Origin of the sequence: Bradyrhizobium niftali (assembly GCF_004571025.1) — a bacterium.
GTDB lineage: Bacteria > Pseudomonadota > Alphaproteobacteria > Rhizobiales > Xanthobacteraceae > Bradyrhizobium > Bradyrhizobium niftali.
In genome coordinates, this window is the sequence record NZ_SPQT01000004.1 from 205,250 (window position 1) to 218,921 (window position 13,672).

The following is a 13,672-nucleotide window of genomic DNA, read 5'->3' on the forward strand; positions in this document are numbered from 1 at the left end:
ATGGATGGCGACAGGTTTCGCTGCAGTGCGGTCTTTTTTTCGCGCACCTATTGCCGGATGTGCGCGGCGACGCACGAGTGGTTCGCCAAGGAGGCCTGGGTCTACGAGTCGGTCTTGGCGAACGGGAAGTCCGGGGGCGGGCAGCCATTGCGCGCCGGCGCGGCGTGAAGGAGCCTTAGTGCATCCTGCGACACGATCCGATCGATCCTGCGGCTCATCACCTTGTAGCACTCGCAAGCGACGGCCTCGAGCCGTTGCCTGTCGATTTCGAGCTGGCCGCGCCGATTGGATTTGATGGCCCTGGATGCTCGGAGTGCGCTCACGACGTGCGTGACCGTGGTGCGCCGGACGCCGAGCAATTCCGACAGCGTCTCCTGGGTCAGCGGCAGGATGTCACCGCCATCCGTCCGGTCGTGAATGTGAAGCAGCCAGCGGGCGAGGCGCGCTTCGACGGAGTGCAGCGCGTTGCAGGCCGCGACGTGCAGGAATTGCGTCATCATCGCCCTGGTGACAATCTGAACCGCGCTTGCGATGGCGGGACTGCGTTCGAGCGTCGCTTGAAATCGCGCCGGTGAGATCTGCAGTGCGGTCCCGGCCACGCGGACAACCGCCGTCAGGGGAGATCGGACGGGGCCGAGCGCCGTCATGAGTCCGACCGCGCCGTCGTTGCCGATCACCGCGGTTGCCGCCGTCTGTCCGTTCGGCAACTCCATGATGAGGGCGATCGCGCCGCTGCAGGGGAAATAAATGTGGTCGATCCGGTCGCCCGATCGAATGAGGACCGCGTCGTGCAGGAGCGGTACTTTCCGCAAATGCGGTGCGAGCAAAGCGTAGTCGGCCGGCGGTAACGCAGCTAACAGGCGATTACCAACTCTTGTCGCGCGCTCCATCACGGGAGTAGCCCCTCGACGGAGGCTCGGCGGCGCGCAAACGCATCGTCACCGGCCGAGCCGCGTTGCCGCGCCCACGCTTGCCACGGCAAGTGGATAAACGCACTTCAACAGGCAAGGTTCCAATGACGGATCGGGCGCCCGCGCGCCAACGCGGTCTGATCCATCCGACTCGCGCGCTGAAAATCTGGTCTGCCGTTTGCAAAAACTGCGCGCCCGACACGAGGGCTGCTCCTACCGCAACCCCTCATACACCATCAGCCCGCGGGCGATCTGCAATTTGCGGATCGCGCGCGGCAGCAGCTTCTCCGGCTGGTGCAGATAGCGCCAGGAGGTGAGGGTGAACGGGCCAAGCGCGCCGCATTCGTCGTCGAACGGTGCGAGCACGCCGGTGACGCTGACAGGCGTGTGCGGCCGGGCGTTGAAGGGCAGCAGCAACAGCTCCAGATGCGCCTTGCTACCGTCCTCGCGCGCGGCGGTGACGCCGGCGATCGCACCCAGCGTCTCGTCGGCGACGACAGTCGTGATCTCCCCGATCTCGCTGCGGCTGGCCTCGGTGAACAGCGCCGCAAAGCTCTGGTCCTTGAGGTCGAGCCCGGCCAGCGCGCAGACGCGCGTGCCGGCGACGCGGAACGGGAAGCCGAGTTTTGGTTCGCAGGACAGCACGAAGATGTCGCCGAGCAGGCCGCGCACTGCGGCCGGGTCGATGTCGGCCCGGTCAGGGGCCCGCGCAGTGCCGCGCTTCTTGTCCCAATATGCGAAGAACGCGCGGCTCGACGGATGTTTCATGACTGAACGCTTACCCCGGGGCGCAACCTCGCGGGACAAACCTGTCCCGCTTCAGTGCACCCGCGATCCCTTTGCTGTTGTGCAGGAGGGGATTTGCAGCGTCCATGCCGCGAGGGCGCTTTAGCCGCTCCGGGCGGTGTCTTTGCGTCGTTAACGTTAAATTAACTATGCGCTTTCCGTGTCCCGCAGCCCTGCTATGGTGACCGCGGTCGCAAGCCTCGCCGCTTTTCTCCAGGTTCTCGGCGGGGTCTGTACACAGGCGTCAAACAGTTTGGTCACGGGCCGCGGGGAGGGGTGGGGATACACCTTATTCCTCTGGCAACCGGAAGGCCGACACGGACAGGCAGGGCTTTCCCAGGGCCCTGCCTTTTCCTTTTGTGCACTTGCGCAAGGCCGGCAAAGGCGACTATCTCCAAGCTTACCGCTCCGATCGCGCCTGAAAGCGAGCTGCCTTGGATTCCCCGCAAGATTCTCCGCCGCACGATCCTCAGCCGGACGTGCCGGCCGTCGTCGAGGCGGCTCCGCGCGAGCCGATCCTGACGCTGCCGTTCGCGCTGACCGCCTATATCGTCCTGCTGGCACTGATCCATCTGCGGGTGCTGCTGCCGCCGGACCTGGAGAACTGGACCATCGACGTCTTCGGCTTCATCCCGAAGCGCTACGATTCCTCACTGCTCAATCTGCAGATCCCCGGCGGCGCCGGCGCCAAGGTCTGGAGCTTCGTCACCTATTCGCTGCTGCACGCCAATCTGACCCATCTCGGCTTCAACGTGCTGTGGCTGCTGCCGTTCGGCAGCGCGCTGGCGCGGCGTTTTGGCGCGATCAGGTTCTTCCTCTTTCTCGCGGTGACGGCGGCGGCCGGGGCGCTCGCCCATCTCGTTACCCATGAGCATGCGGTGGCGCCGATGATCGGCGCTTCGGCCTCGGTGTCGGGCGCGATGGCGGCGGCGATCCGCTTTGCCTTCGTCCGCGGCAGCTTCCTGTCGTTCAGCCGTTCGGACGCCGATACCGCTGCAAGGGTTCCCGCGCTGCCGCTGTCGCGCGCGCTGCGCGACGGGCGGGTGGTCGGCTTCCTCGCGGTGTGGTTCGGCGTCAACATCATCTTCGGCGTCGGCGCGATCGGCATCGATGCCGAAACCACGAGCGTCGCCTGGCAGGCGCATATTGGCGGCTTCTTCGCCGGCCTGTTGCTGTTCGCGCTGTTCGATCCGGTGCCGCGCGTGCGAAACGATGCTGCGGATGCGTCATCACGGGACGTTTCAGACCGAATTTGAAGTGGCGCTTGCGGCGCGGCCCGAATTCATCCATCATTCGCGCGAAGAATGTTCCGAAGCGACAGGCCGCTAGCGGCGATGCTTCGCAAAGCGCCTGAAGCGTGAAACCGGCGCCTAAACTGTTAGTTGAAGACTCGAAGAACAAGTCCGGACTGCCGAAAGGCGGACGGCTCCGATTCAGGGAGGCGACAATGACGGTACGTTCCATTCTCAATACCAAGGGCCACCAGATCATGAGCGTCGAGCCCGATGCCAAGCTGGCTGCCGCGGTCAAACTGCTCGGCGAGAAGAAGATCGGCGCGGTGCTGGTGATGGACCAGAGCCGGCTGGAAGGCATCCTGTCCGAGCGCGACATCGTGCGCGTGATCGGCGAGCGCGGCGCCGGCGCGCTGGACGAGCCGGTCTCCCAGGTCATGACCCGCAAGGTCGTCACCTGCAAGGAGACCGATACGGTCGCCGAGCTCATGGAGACGATGACGACGGGCAAGTTCCGCCATCTGCCCGTGGTCGACAACGGCAAGGTGGTCGGCCTGATCTCGATCGGCGACATCGTCAAGCGCCGCGTCCAGGAATACGAGTCCGAGCAGGAAGCCCTGCGCGACTACATCAAGACGGCCTGACCGGCGTCACTCGCCGGCCTTGGGCGCCGCGCCCTCGGGCGGCGGCGCCAGCGCATGGATCGCCTCCTGGATCGAGTCCAGCGCACGCTCGGCGGCGCGGGTGCCGAGCGCGATGAGGTCGTCGGTGCGATGGAAGTCGAACCAGCCGAACTGGCCGACCCGCGGCGTGATCAGCAGGTCCGGAGGATCGCCGGCGAGGCGGGCGCGGGTGATACGGTCCTGCATGATGTTGAAGGCGTCGACCATCACCGAGGAGAGGCCGGGCCGGTCCCCGCCGCCGAAGAACTCGCGTTTCACCGTCTTCTCGGGCGAGAAGAATCTCGGGAAGCGCCGTTTGGACGTCGTCTCTTCGGCCGCAGGGGCGACCGGTTCGGGCGCAGCGCCGTGCGAATAGACCGTCGTCGAATAGGTGAAGATGTCGCTGGAAAGATTTGCAGCGATGACGATTTCAGCGCCGAGCGCCCGCGCCGCCGAGACCGGCACCGGATTCACCAGCGCGCCGTCGACCAGCCAGCGATCGCCGATCAGCACGGGTGAGAAGATGCCGGGCAGGGCGTACGAGGCGCGCATCGCGTCGACCACGCGGCCGCGCGTCAGCCAGATCTCGTGGCCGGTGCGAACCTCGGTCGCGACGGCGGCGAACTTGATCGGAAGGTCCTCGATCAAGGTGCGGCCGCACGCTGCCTCGAGCCGGGTCGCCAGCTTCTCGCCGCCGATCAGACCGGAGCCGTTGAGGCGGATGTCGAGATAACCAAGGATGTTGCGCATGCCTTGCAGACCGCGGCCCCACTCCTCCAGCGTATCGAGCTTGCCGGACGCGTAGAGGCCGCCGACCACGGCGCCAATCGAGGTGCCGACCACGACATCGGGCACGATACCGTTGGCGAGCAGCGTCCTGATGATGCCGATATGGGCGAAGCCGCGCGCCGCGCCGCCGCCAAGGGCGAGACCAATGACCGGCCGGCGGATGCTTCCGAGGCCGATCTTCTCGCTGTTCGAGCCATTCGCGCCGCGGCCCTTCAATCTGTCCAGCACCAGAACTCTCCTACGCGTGGCCAGCCAGGACCACTAGACTAGGCGTCGCACTCGCTCTCCGCCATAGCAGGGGCCGAGCATGGTTTATGCCGCTTTGGAGAGGGCGCTGGGCAGGAGTATGGCGAGGGGCGGTTGCCTCCTGTCTAATCACGCAGGCGTCAACCAGGTTCCATCAGACCGTGGCGGGGCCGTATTTCTTGGGATTTCAGAGGCTTGAATTTGCCGCGTTTTCGGTGAAAAGCAGGTGGCATGACTATCGGGGGTGACGGCATCATCGGATGGCGGCGCAGCGTATCGCTGCTGCCGGCGCTGATCCTTGCCGCGTGTCTCGTTATCCTGGGTCAAGGCGTTGCCCAGGCGCAGCTTTTCTCCGATCGCCCGCCGCCGGTGCCCCCCGCATCGGTGCCCGACCCCGGCGGCGCCGTCAGCCTGGCGCCACCCTCCGGGCCGGGGGCGGCTCCCCCCAGCCTGCCGCCGACCCTGACGCAGCCGCTGTCCCCCAGCATGCCGCCACCCGCGGTCACGACCGTGCCGCCGGCCGCGCCGCTCAATGCCGCCGTGCCCGGACAGGGCGTGCTGTCGCTGACCGCCAAATACGGCAAGGACACCCCCCCGATCACCAGCGGCCTGGTCTGGCGCGTGTTCGCCGACCGTCCCGACGAAAACGGCACGTTCAAGCTGATCCGCGAGGATCGCAGCGCTACGCCCAATATCGTGCTGCCGCCCGGCAATTACGTCGTGCACGTCGCCTTCGGGCTCGTCAGCGCGGTGCGCACCGTCAGCCTGAAGGCCGAGACCGATCGCGAATCCTTCGTGCTGCCGGCCGGCGGCCTGCGCATCGAGGGCCGTGTCGGTACCAGCCGCATTCCGCAGAACCAGATCTCGTTCGCGATCTACAAGGGCAGCCAGTTCGAATCCGGCGAGCGCGCCTCGCTGGTGCCGAATGTCGCCGCCGGCGACGTCGTGCTGATACCGGAGGGCACCTACTACATCATCTCCAACTATGGCGACGCCAATTCGGTGGTGCGCTCGGACATCCGCGTCCAGGCCGGCAAGCTCACCGACGTCACCATCACCCACCGCGCCGCCGTCATCACGCTCAAGCTCGTCAGCGACAAGGGCGGTGAGGCGCTCGCCAACACCGCCTGGTCGGTGCTGACCCCCGGCGGCGACGTCATCAAGGAGTCGATCGGCGCCTTCCCGCGCGTCGTGCTCTCCGAGGGCGAATACCGCGCCATCGCCAAGAACGAGGGCAAGGTCTACGAGCGCGGCTTCAACGTCGTCAACGGCGTCGACGGCGAGGTCGAAGTCGTCGCGCGGTGACTCTTGTCTCTCCCCGCTTGCGGGGAGAGACCGGAATTCGCGCACAGCGCGGATTCCGGGTGAGGGGGACTCTCCGCGAGTCGATCTGGCTGATATGGCGTCGGGCTCTCCCCATCGTCATTGCGAGCGCAGCGAAGCAATCCAGAGTCCCTCCGCGGATCGATACTGGATTGCTTCGCTGCGCTCGCAATGACGAGGAGGGGAGGTCACGAGTCCGATCATCACCGTCTGCGCGGCCCCTCACTTCCGATATCTCAACGCCTCCACCAGCACGGCAAACGCCGGGGTCGGCTGCCGCCGGCTCGGGTAATAGAGGTGATAGCCCGCGAACGGCGCGCACCAGTCGGCGAGCACGCGGATCAGCCGGCCGTCGGCGATCTCGCGCTTCACGAGATCTTCCGGGATATAGGCAAGACCAAGCCCCGCCAGTACGGCATTCATCCTGAGCAGGCCGGTGTTGAACACGAGCTGGCCGTCGACCCGCACCTTCATGGCGTGGCCGCGCTTCTCGAACTCCCAGGCATAGAGTCCGCCATAGGTCGGCAGGCGGAGGTTGATGCAATTGTGCTCGGTGAGATCCTGCGGCCGCTTCGGCTTACCCCGCGCGGCGAAGTAGGCAGGTGAGCCCACGACCGCCATGCGCATCTCCGGCCCGATCCGCACTGCGATCATGTCCTTGGCGACCTGCTCGCCGAGCCGCACGCCGGCATCGTAACGCTCGGCGACGATGTCGGTGAGGCCGTAGTCGACGACGAGCTCGACCTTGATATCAGGGTAGCGCGGCAGCAGCTTGGCGAGCGCCGGCCACAGGATGGTCTGCGCCGAATGTTCGCCGGTGGTGATGCGGACGGTGCCGGCCGGCGTCTCGCGCAGCGCGGTCAGCGCCGACAGCTCCGCGTCGATCTCCGCAAAGCGCGGCCCGATATTGTGCAGCAGGCGGTCGCCGGCTTCCGTCGGTGCGACGCTGCGGGTGGTGCGGGTGAGCAGCCGCAGGCCAAGCCGCTCCTCCAGCGCGCGCACGGTGTGGCTGAGCGCGGATTGCGATACGCCGAGCTGCGCGGCCGCGCGGGTGAAGCTGCGCTCGCGGGCGACCGCGAGGAAGGCGAGGAGGTCGTTGACGTTGCTGCGCGCCATTCATGAATCCGGGTCATGAGTACATGCCGGTCTTATCATCTAATCGCAGGCTCGCGCGCGACCTAAATTCGCAGCCGCACGTGATTTCAAGGAGAGCTGCGATGCAGATGCGTAAACTGGGCAAGAGTGGTCTGGAGGTCTCGGCGCTTGGCCTCGGCTGCATGGGACTGAGCTATGGCTATGGCCCGGCGACGGAGACCTCGCAGGCGATCGCGCTGATCAGGACCGCCTTCGCGCGCGGCGTCACCTTCTTCGACACCGCCGAGGCCTACGGCCCCTTCGTCAACGAGGAGCTTCTGGGCGAGGCGCTGGCACCATTCCGCGACAAGGTCGTGATCGCCACCAAGTTCGGCTTCAAGGGCGGCAAGGTCGAAGACGGGCTCGAGAGCCGGCCCGCCAACGTCAAGGCGGTGGCGGAGGCCGCCTTGAAGCGGCTGAGGACCGACCGCATCGACCTGTTCTATCAGCACCGCGTCGATCCCGACGTGCCGGTCGAAGACACCGCGGGCGCGGTGAAGGACCTGATCCGCGACGGCAAGGTCCTGCATTTCGGCCTGTCGGAGGCGGGCGCGCAGACCATCCGCCGCGCCCATGCGGTGCAGCCCGTGACCGCACTGCAAAGCGAATATTCGCTGTGGTGGCGCGAGCCGGAGCAGGAGATCCTGCCGACGCTGGAAGAGCTCGGCATCGGCTTCGTTCCCTTCAGCCCGCTCGGCAAGGGCTTCCTGACCGGCGCGATCACCGAGAGCACGACGTTCGACAAGAGCGACTTCCGCAACATCGTACCGCGCTTCTCATCCAGCGCACGAAAATCCAACCAGACGCTGGTCGATCTGCTCGGCGAGATCGCAGCAGCAAAGAAAGTGACGCCGGCACAGATCGCGCTGGCTTGGTTGCTGGCGCAGAAGCCGTGGATCGTGCCGATCCCCGGCACCACCAAGCTGCACCGGCTCGAGGAGAATGTCGGCGCGGCCGCGGTGACGCTGTCGGAGGCGGATCTCGCTGCCATTGCGGCAGTGCTGGCCAAGGTGGCGGTGCAGGGCGATCGCTATCCTGCGCATCTCCAGGCGCGAGTCGGCCGCTGACATCTCGCATCAACGCCCGGTGAGTGTTCGCTTACCGGGCGATCTCGTCCTGTGTTCGGATTTGAATACCCCTGTCAGCGCTATCAAGCGCTCGAGCGGCCTTAAAACACCGGAAACATCGGCTTATTCCACAGGCGTCGCGACTTCGTCACAGTCGGTGCACGATGCGCGTTTTCGACAATCAATTTTATTCTCTTTCCATCCTGCTGCGTTATATGTCGAGCATCCGTCTAACGGGGGAGGCCGGAGCAGGCGTGTGCGCTTGCGAGACCGGCAGGAGCAGGGACCAAGCCCGTCGGCATGTTCGAAGTGATCCTCACCAGGCGTAAGCGGTTTGGCTGGCGATGGCAGGTGTGCGACCAGTCCGGCAAGATATTTGCCGACGGGTTCGAGCGCACCCGGCCGTCCGCCAAATATCATGGCGAGCGCGCATTATTCTTCCTGTTGTCGCAGGCCTACTTGCGCAACCGCTCGGCGGCGTCCAGCGAGGACTAGCTGGGTTCGTAATTCCGTAGTCCGGGTGAGCGGAGCGATACCCGGGACAGCTCGATCTCGTAGGGTGGGTTAGCCGAAGGCGTAACCCACCACTGTCTCTCTCCGCGGAAGCAGAAGAGGTGGATTACGCCTTCGGCTAATCCATCCTACGCATCTACCAGCCCTTGCGTTGCCCGACGGGCAAGACACGCAAGATGCCGGTCAATGCGCGCCCTCAAAAATATTCCACTTTACCGAAATTCGGAATTGACGGATAGTGCGCGCACTCCGGCCCAAGGAAGAGGGGCGTATCGCGATCGTCACGAACGCGGGCCGGGCGGCGGTGGACGCAGGTCACATCGGCGCGACAGGCATCGCAGGGCGGGCAACCGTGAGCGACAGCATCGCGCGCACGACCGGTGTGATCGGCGTACGGCCAAATCGTGTCGTCCTGGCGTCCGGGGTCTGTGCGCCAAGTCTTGCGGTGGTGGGTGCGGCCCGACCGGGCCGCGCGCATCAGCCATCCGCAAGGCGACGGGGGCAATAGTGCATCGCTCCCCGGGGAGAGCACGACATAAGCCGTTCCAACCATCCGCGCAGGGAAGGCCGGGATGCTCCGGTTGCCCTGTTTCCCCGCTGTGCATCGTAGCGCAATCCGCGTTGGCATGGCGGCCGATGGGAGCCAACCGGCTCCCGGCCTTCCCTGCGCCCTCTTTCATTGGGCGTGAGGCGACGAAGCAAAGCTCGGGCGAAACGCGCCGCGAGGATGCGAGGGTGTGTCTGTCGATGAACAACGGTCTCGTGCCCCGGACGCAGCGCAGCGCTACCCTGGCGATGCGAAGCATCGTCCAGCTCGGCGGTGCGCTGCAGAGCCGGGGCCCATGCATCGGCGGTTTGCGTGGCCTTCTGGGTCCCGGCTCTGCGCAGCAGCATAAGAACGCTGCAGCGCGTCCGGGACACGAGAGGGGCGAGTGTTGTCTCCCACACTCCGTCATTGCGAGCGCAGCGAAGCAATCCAGAATCTTTCCGCAGCGGCAGTCTGGATTGCTTCGCTGCGCTCGCAATGACGATGTTGATGCAGTTGCGCACACCATCTCCCCAAACGTCGTCCTGGCTTTCGCCAGGACGACACTGAGAGTGGCGCAGCACTGTCACCACCTTCGCACAGCCCGCAAAAACAAAACCGTCACAGTCTCTAACGGCTACTAACCAACGCCTGACTTAAAACTGTCATATTCGCCGAATGGAACGTGCGCCCGCGCGCTCTTTACACGCCATTAAGTGCACCTGCATTGGATGCCCCTCGGAAAGTGCGTTGGGGACTGCAATGAGTGCCGCGAAGAAGATGCCGGGAAAACCGGCCGCCGAAATGTTTGACGACATCCCGGTGCTTCAGCGCAAATGGCGCGCCGCGTTGAAGCCGGGCGAACGGCTGCCGCGTTACGAGGACGTGATGCTCGGCAGCCTCGGCCGGCTCGCCGACCATATCGCGCTGCTCAAGAACGACGGCACGCTCGAACTGTCGCGCAGCGGGCGCTACGTGCAGAAATGGCTCGGCGAGGAGCGCTGGGACATCCCCATCTGCGAGCTCTCGCCCGATTGCGCCACGGCGCTGTCGGAAGCGGCGACGAGCGCGCTTGCGAACGGACGGCCGCACCAGGCGAGCGCGCATTGCGTGCGTGACGGCATGGTCAGGACCTACGATGTGCTGGCGCTGCCGACCGCCTCGCGCTGGGGCGCGACGCTGGTCGGCGCCTATGTCAACGAGCGCGGCGCGCAATACAATCTGCTGGATGCGATTTTCGCCTCGACCGACGACGCGGTGATCTCGCTGGCGACGCTGCGCGATGCCGGCGGCAAGCCCTTCGATCTCCAGATCGTGCATCACAACCAGAGCGCGGCCACGCTGCTGAAAGTCGCAAGCGCCAGCCTGCTGTGGCGCCGGATCGGCGAGGGCAACACGTTGCTGGCTGCGCCCGACATCATGGAATTCCTGCTCAAGGCCGTCTGCGGCGGCCGCGGCGAACAGCTCGAGATCGAGCACGATGGCCGGCATCTCCGGCTCAGCGCCACCGCCTTCGCCGACGTGCTCTCGCTGACGATCTCCGACGTCACCGCGTTGAAACGGCGCGACGCCTCGTTCCGCCTGCTGTTCGACAACAACCCGATGCCGATGTGGGTGTTCGACGCCGAGACCAAGCAGTTCCTCGGCGTCAACGACCCGGCGGTCCAGCATTACGGCTACAGCCGCGCCGTCTTCCTGCGCATGAAGCTGCACGAGATCTGGCCGGAGGACGAGTGGGACAGCCACGCCGAAGCGCTCGATCGAGTCGGCGAGACCTACCACTCCTCGCGCAACTGGCGGCACCTGCGTGCCGACGGCAGCGAGATCGAGGTGCTCACCTTCGGCCGCCGCGTCACCTTCGACGACCGCGACGGCTATCTGGTCGCGGTGGTCGACATCACCGAACGGCGCAAGGCCGAGGCACGCATCGCCCACATGGCGCACCATGACGGGCTCACCGACCTGCCGAACCGCGAATATTTCCAGGAGCGTCTCAGGCAGGCGCTGGACCAGGCCGCAGGCAAGCGGGTCGGCGTGCTCTACATCGATCTCGACCTGTTCAAGAACATCAACGATTCCTTCGGTCATCCGGCGGGCGACCGCCTGTTGAAGGAGGTCGCCGAGCGCCTGACCACCGCGGTCCGCGGCACCAATCTCGCAGCACGTCTCGGCGGCGACGAGTTCGCCGTGATCCTGGCGGCCGACGTCTCGCCGAACGAGGCCAGCGCCTGCGCGACCCTGCTGATCGACATGCTGAAGGCGCCCTACGAGATCGACGGCCAGGAGATGGTGATCGGCGCCAGCATCGGCATCGCGCTGTCGCCCGGCGACGGCGTGACGTCGGAGGAGTTGATGCGCAACGCCGACATGGCACTGTACCGCGCCAAATCCGACGGCGGCGGCGTGCACCATTTCTTCGAGCGCGAGATGGATCTCCAGGCGCAGAAGCGCCGCGACATGGAGCTCGATCTGCGCCGCGCCTTTGCCAATGGCGAGTTCGAGCTGCACTATCAGCCGCTGGTGTCGATCGCCTCCGATCGCATCTCCGGTTTCGAGTCGCTGCTGCGCTGGCGTCATCCCGACAAGGGTATGATCTCGCCGGCGGAGTTCATTCCGGTCGCCGAGGACATCGGTCTGATCACCCAGCTCGGCGTATGGGTGCTGCGCGAGGCCTGTGCCGAGGCGGTGAAATGGCCCGTCGACGTCAAGGTCGCGGTCAATCTGTCGCCGGCGCAATTCCGCAGCCGCAACCTGGTCCAGGTCGTGATCTCGGCGCTGGCCCAGTCCGGCCCGTCGCCGAAGCGGCTCGAACTGGAGATCACCGAGTCGATCTTCCTGGCCGAGACCGATGCCAATCTCGCGATCCTGCATCAGCTGCGCGAGCTCGGCGTCGGCATCTCCATGGACGATTTCGGCACCGGCTATTCCAGCCTCAGCTATCTCCGCAGCTTCCCCTTCGACAAGATCAAGATCGACCGCTCCTTCGTCAAGGACCTGGCGCAGCGGCCCGACTGCGTCGCGATCGTGCGCGCGATCTCCGGCCTCGGCCGCAGCCTCAACATCACCACGACCGCGGAAGGCGTCGAGACCGAGGACCAGCTCGACTGGCTCCGCGCCGAGGGCTGCAACGAGGTGCAGGGGTTTCTGTTCAGCGCGGCGCGGCCCGCCGCCGAGATCGCAAAGCTGCTGGCCGATTTCGGCCAGCGCGCCTCACGGGCGGCGTAGCTCCGGTGGAAAGGTGTCGTAGACCAGTTCCCTGAAGGCAGGCGTGATGCGGCTGCGCTCGTTCTGGGTCTGCTGCATCATCAGGTAGACCATGTCGAGCTTGGGATCGACGCCGAAATAGGTGCCGCTGCCACTGTCCCATTTCAACTCGCCGATCGAGCCCGGCGGCGGCGGCTTCGCATTGCCGGGATCGGTGCGCACCGCAAGGCCGTAGCCATAACCGAAGCCGTCGCCCGGGAAATAGAAATAGTCGCGGCCGACGCCGGAGCCGGGCCCGATGTGATCGGTCGTCATGGCCTTGAACGCGGCGGGGCTGAGGAAGCGCTTGCCCTCGAACTCACCGCCGTTGAGCAGCATCTGCGAGAAGCGCTGATAGTCGGTGATGGTCGAGAGCAGGCCGCCGCCGCCGGACTGCCATTCGGGATGATCGAGGCGATCACGCTCGGCGGCGAGCAGGATGAAATCGTTCGGCAGCGGCCGCGCCATCCGCGCGAGCTCGTCCTCCGTCGCCAGCGCAAACTTGGTGCTGCTCATCCCGAGCGGGTCGAGGATGCGCTGCTTCAGGAACTCGTACAGGGTCTGGCCCGAAATGACCTCGATGATGGCGCCGAGCACGTCGGTGGAATGGCCATAGCGCCACAGCGTTCCCGGCTGCCGCGCCAGCGGCAGCTTCGCGATCCGGTCGGCAAATTCCCTGTTGTTGAATTGGCCTTCGAAGATGTTGGCGGCCTTGTAGGCCTGCTCGACCCATTTGCCGCCGATATAGTCGTAGCTGATGCCCGAGGTGTGCCGCAGCAGATCCTCGATGTTGACAGGGCGGACCGGCGGCACGAGGTCGAGCTCCAGCTTGCCGTCCGGCTTGGTGACCTCGAGGCCCACCTTGGTGTCGGCAAAGAGCGAGATGTATTTCGACGCGGGGTCGGCGAGCGCAAGCTTGCCCTCGTCGATCAGCATCATCGCGCCAAGGCACGTGATCGGCTTGGTCATCGAGTGGATGGCGAAGATCGTGTCCGGCGTCATGGCGAGGCCGGTCCGGACATCGCGCACGCCGAACGTCTTGAGGTAGACCGGCTTGCCGTGCTGCTGGACCAGGATGACCGCGCCCGGCAACCGGCCGCTTCCCACCTCGTTGTCAAAATACGCCGTGATGCGAGCGAGTCCGTCGGGGGACGGGGCGGGGATGTCGGCGGCGCGGCCTCGCGCCATGGTGCCCGCCAGCAGCGCGGCCCCGACCAGAAATTCGCGACGCTTCATCCGG

General features: G+C 65.7%; 11 protein-coding genes. 6 read left to right on the forward strand and 5 right to left on the reverse strand.

The features are described 5' to 3' along the window. Positions 1-101: 101 nt before the first annotated feature. Together E4K65_RS11725 and E4K65_RS11730 are read right to left on the reverse strand one after the other, a co-directional pair. Positions 102-893, reverse strand: coding sequence for a Crp/Fnr family transcriptional regulator (locus E4K65_RS11725; RefSeq protein WP_025575713.1), 792 nt, complete (start codon positions 891-893; stop codon positions 102-104). A gap of 231 nt (positions 894-1,124) precedes the next feature. Then, on the reverse strand, positions 1,125-1,679 hold the full coding sequence (locus tag E4K65_RS11730) for a PAS domain-containing protein (RefSeq protein WP_025575712.1): 555 nt from the start codon (positions 1,677-1,679) through the stop codon (positions 1,125-1,127). Between the two features lie 452 nt (positions 1,680-2,131). On the opposite strand from E4K65_RS11730, the gene E4K65_RS11735 reads away from it, so the two are divergent. Beyond that, positions 2,132-2,953: a rhomboid family intramembrane serine protease gene (locus E4K65_RS11735; RefSeq protein WP_135174285.1), complete on the forward strand. Its 822-nt coding sequence runs from the start codon at positions 2,132-2,134 to the stop codon at positions 2,951-2,953. A gap of 191 nt (positions 2,954-3,144) precedes the next feature. Continuing rightward, positions 3,145-3,573: a CBS domain-containing protein gene (locus E4K65_RS11740; protein WP_025575707.1), complete on the forward strand. Its 429-nt coding sequence runs from the start codon at positions 3,145-3,147 to the stop codon at positions 3,571-3,573. A gap of 6 nt (positions 3,574-3,579) precedes the next feature. On the opposite strand, the gene E4K65_RS11745 is transcribed toward E4K65_RS11740, so the two are convergent. Next, positions 3,580-4,608, reverse strand: coding sequence for a patatin-like phospholipase family protein (locus tag E4K65_RS11745; protein ID WP_135174286.1), 1,029 nt, complete (start codon positions 4,606-4,608; stop codon positions 3,580-3,582). A gap of 249 nt (positions 4,609-4,857) precedes the next feature. Here E4K65_RS11745 and E4K65_RS11750 point away from each other — a divergent pair, with 249 nt between their 5' ends. Then, positions 4,858-5,931 (forward strand): hypothetical protein, encoded by a 1,074-nt coding sequence (locus tag E4K65_RS11750; protein ID WP_025575702.1) that lies wholly within the window; start codon positions 4,858-4,860, stop codon positions 5,929-5,931. Positions 5,932-6,171: 240 nt separating this feature from the next. On the opposite strand, the gene E4K65_RS11760 is transcribed toward E4K65_RS11750, so the two are convergent. Continuing rightward, on the reverse strand, positions 6,172-7,065 hold the full coding sequence (locus E4K65_RS11760; protein WP_135174288.1) for a LysR family transcriptional regulator: 894 nt from the start codon (positions 7,063-7,065) through the stop codon (positions 6,172-6,174). Positions 7,066-7,166: 101 nt separating this feature from the next. Between E4K65_RS11760 and E4K65_RS11765 the strand changes: the two genes are divergently transcribed. The 3 genes from E4K65_RS11765 (at position 7,167) to E4K65_RS11780 (ending at position 12,414) form a co-directional block, all read left to right on the forward strand. Next, positions 7,167-8,150: an aldo/keto reductase gene (locus tag E4K65_RS11765; RefSeq protein ID WP_135174289.1), complete on the forward strand. Its 984-nt coding sequence runs from the start codon at positions 7,167-7,169 to the stop codon at positions 8,148-8,150. A gap of 300 nt (positions 8,151-8,450) precedes the next feature. Continuing rightward, positions 8,451-8,645 carry a hypothetical protein gene (locus tag E4K65_RS47125; RefSeq protein WP_018322145.1) on the forward strand — a complete coding sequence of 65 codons (195 nt, stop codon included), beginning with the start codon at positions 8,451-8,453 and terminating at the stop codon, positions 8,643-8,645. A 1,306-nt stretch (positions 8,646-9,951) separates the two neighbouring features. Then, on the forward strand, positions 9,952-12,414 hold the full coding sequence (locus E4K65_RS11780) for a putative bifunctional diguanylate cyclase/phosphodiesterase (protein ID WP_135174290.1): 2,463 nt from the start codon (positions 9,952-9,954) through the stop codon (positions 12,412-12,414). Here E4K65_RS11780 and E4K65_RS11785 read toward each other — a convergent pair. Further along, on the reverse strand, positions 12,400-13,668 hold the full coding sequence (locus E4K65_RS11785; RefSeq protein WP_135174291.1) for a serine hydrolase domain-containing protein: 1,269 nt from the start codon (positions 13,666-13,668) through the stop codon (positions 12,400-12,402). The genes E4K65_RS11780 and E4K65_RS11785 overlap by 15 nt on opposite strands. Between the last annotated feature and the right edge of the window lie 4 nt (positions 13,669-13,672).

What these genes read in the sequence shown, in the direction of transcription:
- E4K65_RS11785 (WP_135174291.1), bottom strand. Translation starts at nt 13,668, where the DNA reads ATGAAGCGTCGCGAATTTCTGGTCGGGGCCGCGCTGCTGGCGGGCACC.
- E4K65_RS11765 (WP_135174289.1), top strand. Translation starts at nt 7,167, where the DNA reads ATGCAGATGCGTAAACTGGGCAAGAGTGGTCTGGAGGTCTCGGCGCTT.
- E4K65_RS11730 (WP_025575712.1), bottom strand. Translation starts at nt 1,679, where the DNA reads ATGAAACATCCGTCGAGCCGCGCGTTCTTCGCATATTGGGACAAGAAG.
- E4K65_RS47125 (WP_018322145.1), top strand. Translation starts at nt 8,451, where the DNA reads ATGTTCGAAGTGATCCTCACCAGGCGTAAGCGGTTTGGCTGGCGATGG.
- E4K65_RS11780 (WP_135174290.1), top strand. Translation starts at nt 9,952, where the DNA reads ATGAGTGCCGCGAAGAAGATGCCGGGAAAACCGGCCGCCGAAATGTTT.
- E4K65_RS11740 (WP_025575707.1), top strand. Translation starts at nt 3,145, where the DNA reads ATGACGGTACGTTCCATTCTCAATACCAAGGGCCACCAGATCATGAGC.
- E4K65_RS11750 (WP_025575702.1), top strand. Translation starts at nt 4,858, where the DNA reads ATGACTATCGGGGGTGACGGCATCATCGGATGGCGGCGCAGCGTATCG.
- E4K65_RS11760 (WP_135174288.1), bottom strand. Translation starts at nt 7,065, where the DNA reads ATGGCGCGCAGCAACGTCAACGACCTCCTCGCCTTCCTCGCGGTCGCC.